This window comes from Enterococcus sp. AZ095b (genome assembly GCF_051714725.1).
Classification (GTDB): domain Bacteria; phylum Bacillota; class Bacilli; order Lactobacillales; family Enterococcaceae; genus Enterococcus_B; species Enterococcus_B pernyi.
Genome location: NZ_JBIOSL010000001.1, coordinates 1,399,014 through 1,411,082, shown reverse-complemented (window position 1 = coordinate 1,411,082; position 12,069 = coordinate 1,399,014). Strand labels below are relative to the sequence as shown.

Genomic DNA, 12,069 nt, shown 5'->3' with positions numbered 1-12,069 from the left:
GTGATTCGCTCATGACTGCTCTTATTGGTTGGAATTCTTTTTATTTTTTCTGGCTGTACGCGTTTGTTGACGTCTTTCGATCTTGCGGTCTTTTTTATTTTTCTCCGCAATCGCCCAGTCAATTTTTTTCTTGTAACCAGGTTTGATTTTTTTCTTTTTCTTTTTGACTAAACCAATCAGCGTTGGGTCAAGACTATCTTTTGATTTTTCACGTTTCGTCCGACGGTTACGGTCATAGGTTTTAACGATTTCACCATTTTTGATTTCCATTGGCTCAAAAACAACACCGATTTTTTCGATGCCTTCGATCAATGGCTCATCACTTGGTGCATATAAAGTGATCGCGGTTCCTTTTAAGCCATTTCTACCAGTACGACCGACACGGTGGATAAAGAAATCTAGATCTTCTGGAACCTCCGCATTGATGACATGAGAAACGCCTTCGATATCGATACCACGAGCAGCTAAGTCTGTCGCAACTACATATTGATACTCTAAGTTTTGCACTTGACGCATCACACGCTTACGCTCACGAGGAGTGATATCTCCATGGATCTTCGCTACTTTCAAGCCTTGGTTTTTCAAGTAATCAGCGATTTCGTCTACATGTTGTTTCGTATTTGCAAAGACAATTGCTAAATAAGGATGCCCGATCGTCAATAATTGATAGATCGTTTGATTCTTATCCTTTCCTTTTGTTGAAACTAACCAATTCTCGATATCTTCTGAGATCACTGCTTTTGGTTTGATTTCTTCGATGATTGGATTTTCCATATATTTACGCAAGAATGGGCGTAGTTTTTCTGGAATCGTTGCTGAGAAAACTAAAAATTGTAATTTTTCTGGCAAGCGGCTAGCGATTTGATCAACTTCATTCAAGAATCCCATATCTAAGGTCATATCTGCTTCATCCACGATGAACGCAAAGGCTGTATGGATCTTTAAAGCTTGCTCATTCATCATGTCAAGGATACGCCCTGGTGTACCGACAACGATTTGCGGTTGTTGGTGATTCAAGCGATTTAATTGACGTTGTTTGTCTGTTCCGCCGACAAAATTCGATACGCGAATCTCCGGATCGGAAAACTTAGCGATTTGAACAGCAGCTTCATAGATCTGCGTCGCCAGTTCACGACTTGGTGCTGTGATCACCACTTGGACTTCTTCTTTATTGGCATTGATTTTTTGAAATAGAGGCAAAAGAAACGTATGCGTTTTTCCTGAACCAGTTTGTGATTGTCCGATGATATTTTTCCCTTTTAAAATCAAAGGAATCAATCGTTCTTGCACTTCTGTTGGTTTTTGGAACCCTTTTTCTGCTAACGCTTCGTTGATAAACGGATGAAAATTGAATTGTTTAAAATGACTCATTTCGACACCTCTTCTCTTTGTATTTTTCACGACTTTGGAATTATACCATAAATTTGCTTATTTTGCTTGAAAAGGTCAGGCTTTTCTATCTTTGATCGTACTGATCGTATAAGTATGACTCGCTTTCTCATAGAATAAAACTCTCTTTTTGCGAATAAAAGATAAGAATAGATTCAGGCCGAAGATGAACTGTGCAACCAAGGTACATAAGAAAATGAATACTGCACTCATCTGTGTGACACCAGTCGCTTGATTGATGACTGGACCAACTAATTGGCTCAACCAGCCTAGCCCATAAAATAAGAAATAGAGATACGCATATCGAATGAACAATGCACGAAATCTGATTCGTTCCCTCCCATCTTCAACAAGCTTGATCCGGACGATTTTTTTCCCAAGTGTTCGACCATTTGTAAAGACAGGAAGAAGCATGAAATAGAGAAAGACTTGCACGAACAACCACCAACTATAGGAGGTGAACTCGCTACTTCCAATCGACAATCCGGCAACCACTCCGATGATCGACGTACAAATAGATAAGAAAAACCAATCGATCAAATAGGCAACCAGACGGCGTGTCAAAGAGACTGTCTTGCCTTTTTCATAAGATACTTCATCCATTCTCGCTCTTGTTGGCAACATAAACGTAAAGATTGGCGTCACAAGATAGCCAAGCATTCCGCCAAATGTATTGGTCAGTAAATCATTGACATCGAATAATCGATACGGACGTGGATAGATAAAGTAAAGACCGGTTAATTGTGTCAACTCAAAAAATAGGGAGAGACAGAAACTTGCAATGACCGTTTTGACGAAGGATAGTCGGAAATAATACCTTAAATAGATGCCAAAAGGTAAGAGTAAAAAGACATTGAATAATGGCTCTAAAAAAACACTTTGTCGCATCGCAGGTAAATAGGTACTCGGATCGGACAACACGAGGACTGTATTCGCTCTGAAGTTCTCCCAAGACGCAAATAGGTGTAATTCCATTTTTGGACCTGTCATTTTCGCAACAGCTTCCTTAGTAGGTAAAGGTAAAATCACTAAAAAGTAAGCACATAATAGATAAAAGACAAATGAATATAAAATGACCGCTCTAGTTAGGAGAAACGTTCCATACTTTCGGTATTCATAAATAAAAAAGATAGCAGAAATCGCCAATGCAAGAAAAGGAAAGACAATCAACGCAAAACGAATCGGCTCGATATAACTTGCCATAAAACAAAAAGACCTCCTTTGAATACAGTTATCTTAGCAATATTGGTGAAAAGAATGCAAGTAATGACTAAATTATTTTTAAATTCCTATCAATTGAAGTATGATTATTATGAGGAGGCGATTCATTTTGCTTAATATTTATTTTGTATTTGGTGTTCCAGCATTTTTACTTATTCTCTATTTAGTCTTTGCATTGATTCGTAAGCGGACATCGATCCATTACTTAGGCTTTATTCTATTGATCATCGCAGGCTTTATGCTTGTTTTCAACTTACAGACATGGCAACAAGCAGTCTCTGAGCTTTCACATTCTTCAAGTGCAGAACTTTCTGCAGAACTTGGCTATTCTGTCTATTTGATCTGGGTACCGATTGGAATTGCTACTTTATTATTTTTGTTGAATATCTTCCGAGCATTGTTAAGGATCAAGCAAATTCGAAAAAACAAATAGAAAGACGAGATCGAAACAGAAGTGTTTAACCTCAAAAAATAAGGCGTCATCCACGAAAATTGTTTTTCAACTTTTTGTGGATGACGCCTTATTTTACGAAGAACTTCCTTCTGTTTCCGCCGTTTATTTGTTTTAGATGGCGCGAGAGGTCGAATGGCTCAGACATGTCGATTTAATTATCGGTTACGCCAAGTTTGTGCAGCAAGTGAATCATCGCCGACAAACCATTCTTTGTAGAACTCCTCTAGAAATTCACGCATAAACGCTTCACGTCGTTTTGCTTCTTGTTTCGCATACTCCGTATTCATTTGATCTGGCAATAACAACAATTTTTCATAAAAATGATTGATAACTGTCGAGCCTTTACGATACTCTTGTTTGTTCGTATAATTGATTGGCTGGATAACTGGGTCAAAAATCGGATGCCCCTTATGTCCTCCATAATATGCCGTACGTAAGATACCCATCGCACCTAACGCCTCTAAGCGATCTGCATCCTGTACGATCTTACCTTCTAAGGACAATTTGACGTTATCAGACAAACTTTTTGAAAAAGACATATTTTCGATGATATGAAAGATTTGATGAATCTCTGATTCTGCAACTCTGATGTTTGCCAAAAAGACTCTGAGTCCTTCTTTCGCTTGCTCTTCATCTTCGACCACTTTATCATCGATCGTATCATGTAGATATGCCGCTGCCAGCGTGATAAAAGAATCGGCTTGTGGTAGTGTCTCAAGGACTTGTCGGGAAAGTTCGACTACCCGATTCGTATGGTCCACCCCATGTCCTGAACGATCCAAAGACAATTGTGCCATGCTGTAGTTAGCAATCTCATTTAATTTATCCACTGCCGCTTTCACCTTCTATTTGAGAATTTTTTAGACTTCTTCAACACCATAAACGCTAAAGTAAAGTTTTCGCATAAAATCGATCAAGTACTGCGGATTCAATGCTTCTCCTGTCGCATCTTGAATCAATTGATTTGGTTTTCTTGATGCGCCGTACTGATGGATTTTTTCTGTCATCCACTCTTTGATCGGTGAGTAATCATCAGAAGCCAAAATCTCATCAATAGCGATATCTTTTTTCATTGCATGTAATAATTGTGCAGCATACATGAATCCTAACGCATAAGATGGGAAGTAACCAAAACTTGCACCTGACCAATGGACATCTTGTAAGATTCCTTCTAAATCGTTTGTTGGACGGATACCTAAATACTCTTCATATTTTTGGTTCCATACTTCTGGTAATTTCTCAACTTCTAACCCTTCATTGAACATCATTTTTTCGATCTCATAACGTATAATGATGTGTAATGGATACGTCAAACTGTCTGCTTCGATCCGAATCAAGCTTGCTTTTGTATACTGTAATGAACGATAAAAATCATCAAAAGAAATATCATCAAAGGTTCCTTCAGCACACTCTTGGAAGAATGGGTACTGTTTTTCCCAGAAACTACGGTTGCTGCCGACAATGATTTCATTGAAAAGTGATTGCGACTCATGGATGCCCATCGAAGTACCTTCACCAACTGGTGTATACGTATATTTTTCATCAATATTTTGTTCATACATCCCGTGTCCGGCTTCATGGATCACTCCAAACGTTGCCATTTTGAAGTCCTCTTCATTCCAACGTGTCGTGATGCGGACATCATTACGATTGATCCCGATCATAAATGGATGGATCGTGTCATCTAAGCGACCTCTAGAAAAATCATATCCTAACTGTTTGATCACACCGACTACAAAACGTTTTTGTTGTTCCTTCGTCATTTTACGTGAAAGAAAATCCGTCTCAGGTGCTGTTCCTTTTTCGACTAAGGCTTGACGGATGGACATAATACCTTCTTTGACTTGATCAAATACTTGATCTAAGATCTCTACGGTCATGCCTGGTTCGTATTGATTCAACAGCACATCATAGTCTGTTTTCTCCTCTTTACGCCAATATGGAATCAATTGTTTTGTGATCTTGATGTTTTCAGATAACGCGGATTCAAAATCAGCAAATTGTTTTGATTCACGCGATTCTTGCCATTTTGTGTGGGCTTTAGAAGTCGCAGAAGTTAAAGCAATCATCAATTCTTCCGGAACTTTATGCTCTAATTCATAGTCTTCTTTGACTTTCTCAAAAACCGTTTTTCCAAGTTCAGACAACTCGTCAGGGTGCGCAGAGAAGTATTCGATTGCTTCTGCGATTTTCGGTCCGACTTTTTTTGAGAAATATAGCCCATATAAATAACTGTTGACTTCACTGCGTTCTTCACTTGATTTTTCTGGCATACCTGTTTGGATATCCCAGTCCAATACTGTTAACGCTTGACTCATTAAATCGATTTCTTTGACTTCTTTCAAAAATTCCTTTTCATTCATCCAAAAATCCTCCAACTTATCCTAGTTATCATTTATCCAATAGTTATCGCTCACTTACTTTTACTACATTTCCTTTGCGTTGATTAATTCAAACCGTTCAACAGCCAGGGGCATCTCTTCATAAAATTCTTTTCCAATTTGGGGCATTAACTCCCTAAAAAATTTTTTATGAACTTTATACCAGTAATCATAACTCAAATCACCCTCACCCTCAGCACGGGCAATTTCTTCTGTTACTTCATTCATTGGCATTATCGTCATATCTGTATATTTTATGATGCCTACAGGTTCGTCTTTACTATTTAAAACAATGGTATAACTGCCGATTTTAGACAACGGGGATTCATCGTAATACAGGCATTCATCGTATGATGAACATGACGCCGTTTTGATCCCCTTTAAAATCAAGTCCGCCAATTCATCTGCCATCGGTGTCCCTTCCCAACCCCACTGCTCTGCCGTAACATTTGTTGGAGGGAATTCACCTTGCCAAAACTCTTTCCAATACTTTTTTGCTTGTTCATTCATTTTGAATTCCTCCAAAAATCATAGGGTCAAAGGTCTTAAAGTCCCAACCATGGTTTTTAGGTGTCCATACTTATATCCTAGTTATTCGTTTTCAGTCCGTTCTTTTCTTGGTGGCCGAGTTCCCCAATATTGGAACAGATCTGTGCGCAATGCACCATTGTATAATTTACGTTTTTTTGTTGCTTTTTGTCCGTAAAATTCTTCAAATGCCAAATCACTTGTCAAGATGTACTTACTCCACGTTTTCAATGGTCGGAAGACCTCACCCATTTCTTTGTAGAGACGACGAACAGACTCTTCTTCACCTAAGCGTTCACCATAAGGGGGATTAGCAACGATCACGCCGTATTCTTTTTCCGTTTTGAAGTCCTGCACTGCCCGTTGTTGGAAAGTGATGGAATCTCCTAAACCGATCTCTTCCGCATTGGCTCTGGCGATACCGATCAATTGACCATTGATATCAGATCCAGTGATATCTAATTCGATATCATAATCTGCCTGTTCTTCTGCTGCTGCACGAACTTTTTCCATGATAGCCGGATCGAACCAATCCCACGTCTCACACACAAATTCACGATTGAAACCAGGGGCGATATTATGACCGATCAGTGCAGCTTCGATACACAGTGTGCCTGAACCACAAACGGGATCATAAAACGGACGATCTTTACGCCAGTTCGTCAACATCACTAAAGCTGCTGCCATATTTTCTTTTAATGGGGCACCACCTTTTTCTAAGCGATAACCGCGTTTGAACAAACTTGGACCAGTTGTATCAAGGGTCACTAACACATGATCTTTTAGTAAAGCAACTTCTAGTTGGAAATGTGCACCGGTTTCTGTCAATGGCACAGTAGACGGACGATGATAATACGTACGTAGTCTTTCAACAATTGCTTTCTTAGTGATGGCTTGACAGTCTGGTGTACTATAAAGCGTCGATTTGATCGATTTTCCTGCAACCGGGAAAGAGGCGTCTAATGGAAGGTAATCTTCCCATGGTAACGCTTTGACTTGCTCGAATAATTCATCAAACGTACGGGCATCAAATTCACCCACGACGATCTTGATACGATCTGCTGTACGTAACCATAGATTGGTTGTAGCAATCGTTTCCATCGTCCCTTTGAAACGCGCACGACCATTTTCGACTTGGCACTCGATGCCAAGATCTCTCAGTTCTTTTCCTACTAATGCTTCTAGCCCGCTTGCCGCTGTCGCTATTAAATTGAATTCTCTATTTTTATCCATTGTATTCTCCTTATCAATCAAAAAAGAGGCATGATGATCTTCGTCCTCTATAATCAAACAAATGGTGTGGCAGAAGCAGCCCTTAGAAAATAAGCAACAACACCCAAAAATACGATAAGCTATTTTCGTATGTTGCTGCTTAATTCTTGGAGCTGTGCGCTTCCGTCACACCCTCTTCTAAATCCCCTACATCCGATCTTTTCTATGTGAAAAGGCTTGACGTAGGAAAAAGCTATTGTTAGTACTGATTTTGTAGGCTGTTATTCGCCTAACGATTTATTCCCTGAAGATGTGGTTTTCTATAAGCCATGTTCTGTACTTTGTTTTTCCAGGGAGAAAAAACAAAGCGGTAACCATCTATCTGCAGATCAACTGCCCTTTTGTCTCGTTCTGATTCCCCGACAAAAAGCGCCCCTACCGTTGTTTGGGTTGCTCGCTCGAGGGGTTTACCGCGTTCCACCGAACAAGTTTCCTCGTTCGCTTCGTCACTGTGGCACTTTCAAGGATACTGAAGCATAGCCGAAACCTTAGCTTGTTTTCCTGCCGTTACTCTAAAAAGAGTACCTTAGCTTATTTTTTCGCTAAGCACGAACACTACAGGCATCACAGCCTGTGCGAGCATGGACTTTCCTCAGTCTGGTCAAAGCCAGACCGCGATTACCCGAAAACCACAAATCGATTCATTGCTTAAAACTGACGTGTTGCTTCGTTGTCATGTTCGTTTGTTGTTGTATAGTTGTTTGGATTAGGTGTTACTGGTGGTACATTTCCTGCTTGTGCATCTAATTTTTTACCAAATACTTCACGTTCAAGATTTGATAGACGTTTTAAAATATCAAAATTTGTTACTGCCGCACTTTTCGGAGTTTCTGTTTGTTGTGCACGACTTGGAGCTGCTCCTTGGTTTTTCGATAATTGAGCGACTTTTGCACTTAATTTATCGTTTTCTTCTTGTAAAGCAAGGAGTTGTTTGCTGTAATTCTCATAATCTTTGATAATATTGTCTAAGAATTCGTCCACTTCGATCGGATCATATCCGCGCATTTTTGTTTTGAATTCTTGTTGTAAAATGTCTTTAGGACTATAAATCAAATTCGCCATATTTACACCTCTAGTTCTCATTTACGTATTAACGTTTCTACTTTTTTATTGTATCGGAAAAGACTTGATAAATCAAACACTATATTATTTTATTCACTAAAATTTTGCAAATCATCCATGCTGACGGTTCGAATCTCATAAGGATGACTCCCTTGATATTTTTGTGCATCCTTAAAAAAATAGTCTGTTTTTCCAGGATATTCTGGATCATAAATCAATAGGGTCCCGTCTGTGTGTTGTAGAATAAATTGGGTATGATTCCTTAGTTGACTTGGTGATTGATAGGGTTGATGACTCACCGACTCACGATAGTCAGAAAGCTGTTCTACCAGTCTTTTCTTTTCCTGATTGTTCTCATTCCAACCATTGCCAAACTCTGCAAACGGATAAATGATCCCAAGCTTCAATTCTGGATAATCCGTCTTCATTTCAGCGACGACTTCACCTGCCCATAATTCGACACCTAAGTTACCGCTGATGATCACCCATTCCAATCCTTCTTCCACTAATTGAGTCAATTCATTTTTTAAAACTTTTTTAATAACTGTCATTTTAGGGTCATTATCTTTGAATATGCCTAATTCAAAACTGCGATAACCAGAGATATACATTACTTTTATTGTATCCATTCCAGTTTCCTTTTCTTTCTCTGTGCTTTTTTGCTATAATGTGGCCTAGGAGAGTGATTCGATCATGGTTTTACGCTATCCAAATGGCCGTCCTTATATCAAGGATGCCTCGTCCAAAGAAAAAAAACAAGTAAAAAGGAACCCAAATACGGAGTTTGGCAATCGCGGGATGCGATTTGAAGAAGCCATCAATGAAAGCAACGAGTATTACCTGGCACATCAAATGGCCGTTATCCATAAAAAGCCAACACCGGTTCAAATCGTAAAAGTTGACTACCCTCGACGTAGTGCCGCTGTCATTAAAGAAGCTTATTTTACACAAGCTTCCACAACTGATTATAACGGTGTCTATCGAGGTTTCTATTTGGATTTTGAAGCAAAAGAGACAAAAAACAAAACTTCATTTCCATTTAAAAATTTTCATCCCCATCAAATCTCACATATGGAAGCTTGTCAAAAACAAGGAGGAATCTGTTTTGTCCTTTTATGGTTTTCTACCTTACAGCGTTGTTTTTATTTAGATAGTACACATTTAATCCACTATTGGCACGAACAACAGACACAAGGAAGAAAATCCTTGCCGCTTTCATTGATCGAAGAATTAGGAATCGAGATTCCAAGTGGCTTTGCCCCTCGTGTTCCATACTTGCAAGCAATCGACCAGTACTTAGAATCTAATGAAGGAGAACCAAAGAATGCCAACTAATCAAACGAGATCTTCTAAAAGAAGCACCTCCTCTTCTTCTCCAAAGAAAAGAGGAAAACAATCAACGAAAAAAGGCACTGGAAAAGATCGAAAAGGATTGATCACACGTATTCTTTTAATTGGTCTTTCCTTGATCTGTGTCGCTTTTCTCGCAGGGGTCGGACTTTTTTGGTTTTATGCCAAAGATGCTCCTGCTTTGACCGACGAAAAACTGGATGCAACAGTTTCGTCAAAACTTTATACAAAAGATGGCGAGTTGTTTGAGGATCTAGGGGCGGAAAAAAGAGAGAAAATTTCTGCCAACGAACTGCCAAAGACACTTGAAGATGCCATCGTTTCAGTCGAAGACCGAAGATTTTACAAACATATCGGTGTCGATCCTGTTCGGATCATCGGTGCCGCATTATCCAACTTTACATCTGGTGGTTTACAGGGTGGTAGTACGTTGACTCAGCAGCTGATCAAGCTCTCTTTCTTCTCAACTAGTACCGAAGACCAAACAATCAGACGTAAAGCCCAAGAAGCTTGGATGGCTGTCAGACTGGAACAAACGAAATCAAAACAAGAGATATTGACCTATTATGTCAATAAAGTCTATATGTCTAACGGTCTTTATGGCATGGAAACAGCGGCTCAATCTTACTTTGGAAAAACATTAAGCGAATTGAATTTACCGCAAACCGCGCTTTTAGCAGGAATGCCTCAAGCACCGTCAGCTTATGATCCTTACCAGTTTCCAGAGCAAGCAAAAAAACGTCGTGACACTGTCTTGTACACGATGCTCCAAAACGAAAAAATCTCTCAAACAGAGTACAATACAGCGATCAACACACCGATCACGGATGGGTTACAAGAATTAACCCAAGAAGACACTAACACACGGATCGTCGACAATTATGTCAAAGAGGTCATCAATGAAGTCCATGCTAAAACAGACAAGAATGTCTATACCGATGGCTTAGATATTTATACGAACTTAGACTTGAATGCCCAAAAACACTTATATGATGTAGTGAATACAGATCAATACGTTGCATATCCAGATGATCAAATGCAAGTTGCCACTACGTTGATCGATGTCAATACTGGACAAGTCACCGCGCAGATCGGTGGAAGAAACATTCCGGATGATGTCGCTTTAGGTAATAACTTGGCTGTTAATACCTCTCGTGACTTTGGTTCAACCATGAAACCGATCACTGACTACGCGCCAGCATTTGAAGAATTGAACTATTCTACTGGCAAATTGATCGCCGATGCACCTTACAATTATGAAGGAACTTCTATTCCTGTTTCGAACTGGGACAACCGTTACATGGGAATGGTCACCTTGCGCCAAGCGTTATACCTTTCAAGAAACGTCCCGGCAGTCAAGCTCTTCAATGAAGTTGGCGCAGATAAAGTCGCAGAATTCTTGAGTAGCTTAGGGATCGAATATAGCACGATCCATCAGTCAAATGCGATTTCAAGTAATACTGAACAACAAGATGGTACAAAATACGGTGCTTCTTCTGAAAAAATGGCCGCAGCATACGCTGCCTTAGCAAACGGTGGTACTTACTATAAACCACAATACGTTAATCGGATCGTTTTCCAAGATGGCACTGAAGAAACGTTTGAACCAGAAGGAACAAGAGCGATGTCTGAAGAGACAGCGTATATGGTTACTGACATCTTGAAAGATACGATTACTCGCGGAACCGGTACGAATGCCGCAATCCCAGGGTTGATCCAAGCAGGTAAAACAGGAACATCTAATTATACGGACGAGGAATATGCTAAGTTAGGTACCTCAACGGGCGTTTATCCAGATATTTTATTTGCTGGTTACACACCGAATTATGCAATTTCTGTGTGGACGGGATACAATGATAAAATGACTCCGATCACTTCCACTGGAACAGATGTAGCTTCAGATGTTTATCGCGAATTGATGAAATTTGTCTCCGCAAATGTGACAAATACGGATTGGACGATGCCTAGCGGACTGTACCGTTCTGGTGGTGAATTATTCTTTAGAAATGCATCATCATCTGGCAATTCAAACGCTACGGTGCCTTCAACGACGATTCCTTCTTCATCTGCGGTCGTCCCTGTAACTCCTGTTCCAGACTCTTCAACTAGTGAAACTGTTCCTGAGACTTCTACAAGCTCAACGACTGAACCTAGTAGCTCTGAACAGTCGACACCACCAAGTAGTGAACCAACTGAACCAAGTAGTGTGCCTTCTACAGAACCACCAGCCTCTTCTAGCGAGGAAGCACCACCTGAATCCTCTGCTACGCCATCAAGCTCTGAAGATACAAATGCTGCTGGCGGTGACAGCGGGACACGAACTGCACCTTCTACTCGAGCTTCGTCAAGAAACAGTAGTGATTGACCAATAGAAAAAAGCCATCCTCTGCGGATGGCTTTTTTGTTTACTTG

11 protein-coding genes and 1 other RNA gene are annotated in these 12,069 nt (G+C 40.0%); 3 read left to right on the top strand and 9 right to left on the bottom strand.

The genetic code is table 11. From position 1 onward, the window contains the following. Positions 1 to 21: 21 nt before the first annotated feature. Positions 22 to 1,371 carry a DEAD/DEAH box helicase gene (locus tag IGJ99_RS06745; RefSeq protein ID WP_438747974.1) on the bottom strand — a complete coding sequence of 450 codons (1,350 nt, stop codon included), beginning with the start codon at positions 1,369 to 1,371 and terminating at the stop codon, positions 22 to 24. Between the two features lie 75 nt (positions 1,372 to 1,446). After that, positions 1,447 to 2,592: a VanZ family protein gene (locus IGJ99_RS06740; protein ID WP_062805285.1), complete on the bottom strand. Its 1,146-nt coding sequence runs from the start codon at positions 2,590 to 2,592 to the stop codon at positions 1,447 to 1,449. A 127-nt stretch (positions 2,593 to 2,719) separates the two neighbouring features. Between IGJ99_RS06740 and IGJ99_RS06735 the strand changes: the two genes are divergently transcribed. Beyond that, positions 2,720 to 3,043, top strand: coding sequence for a hypothetical protein (locus IGJ99_RS06735; protein ID WP_010735540.1), 324 nt, complete (start codon positions 2,720 to 2,722; stop codon positions 3,041 to 3,043). 176 nt (positions 3,044 to 3,219) lie between these two features. Here the strand turns inward: IGJ99_RS06735 and IGJ99_RS06730 are convergent, their stop codons facing one another. The 7 genes from IGJ99_RS06730 to IGJ99_RS06700 all read right to left on the bottom strand — a co-directional run bounded on the left by IGJ99_RS06730 (position 3,220) and on the right by IGJ99_RS06700 (position 8,936). Further along, entirely contained in the window at positions 3,220 to 3,894 is a 675-nt protein-coding gene (locus IGJ99_RS06730; protein WP_077151359.1) for an HD domain-containing protein, read from the bottom strand. 30 nt (positions 3,895 to 3,924) lie between these two features. Then, positions 3,925 to 5,427: a carboxypeptidase M32 gene (locus tag IGJ99_RS06725; protein WP_010735542.1), complete on the bottom strand. Its 1,503-nt coding sequence runs from the start codon at positions 5,425 to 5,427 to the stop codon at positions 3,925 to 3,927. Between the two features lie 63 nt (positions 5,428 to 5,490). After that, a complete protein-coding gene (locus IGJ99_RS06720; RefSeq protein WP_010735543.1) occupies positions 5,491 to 5,955 on the bottom strand; it encodes an ASCH domain-containing protein in 465 nt (154 codons plus the stop codon). Between the two features lie 81 nt (positions 5,956 to 6,036). Then, positions 6,037 to 7,206, bottom strand: coding sequence for a THUMP domain-containing class I SAM-dependent RNA methyltransferase (locus IGJ99_RS06715; RefSeq protein ID WP_438770696.1), 1,170 nt, complete (start codon positions 7,204 to 7,206; stop codon positions 6,037 to 6,039). A gap of 297 nt (positions 7,207 to 7,503) precedes the next feature. Next, positions 7,504 to 7,875, bottom strand: an RNA gene (rnpB, locus tag IGJ99_RS06710) — RNase P RNA component class B. An 18-nt stretch (positions 7,876 to 7,893) separates the two neighbouring features. Beyond that, positions 7,894 to 8,307, bottom strand: a complete 414-nt coding sequence (gene gpsB, locus IGJ99_RS06705) for a cell division regulator GpsB (RefSeq protein ID WP_010735545.1) — start codon at positions 8,305 to 8,307, stop codon at positions 7,894 to 7,896. A gap of 89 nt (positions 8,308 to 8,396) precedes the next feature. Continuing rightward, the gene (locus IGJ99_RS06700) at positions 8,397 to 8,936 is read right to left on the bottom strand and encodes a DUF1273 domain-containing protein (protein WP_010735546.1); all 540 of its coding nucleotides are present in this window, start codon (positions 8,934 to 8,936) and stop codon (positions 8,397 to 8,399) included. Between the two features lie 64 nt (positions 8,937 to 9,000). On the opposite strand from IGJ99_RS06700, the gene recU reads away from it, so the two are divergent. Both recU and IGJ99_RS06690 read left to right on the top strand, forming a co-directional pair. Beyond that, positions 9,001 to 9,642 carry a Holliday junction resolvase RecU gene (gene recU / locus IGJ99_RS06695; RefSeq protein WP_010735547.1) on the top strand — a complete coding sequence of 214 codons (642 nt, stop codon included), beginning with the start codon at positions 9,001 to 9,003 and terminating at the stop codon, positions 9,640 to 9,642. Beyond that, positions 9,632 to 12,022, top strand: a complete 2,391-nt coding sequence (locus tag IGJ99_RS06690) for a PBP1A family penicillin-binding protein (protein WP_023519603.1) — start codon at positions 9,632 to 9,634, stop codon at positions 12,020 to 12,022. Before recU ends, IGJ99_RS06690 begins: the two co-directional genes overlap by 11 nt. The last annotated feature ends 47 nt before the right edge of the window (positions 12,023 to 12,069 follow it).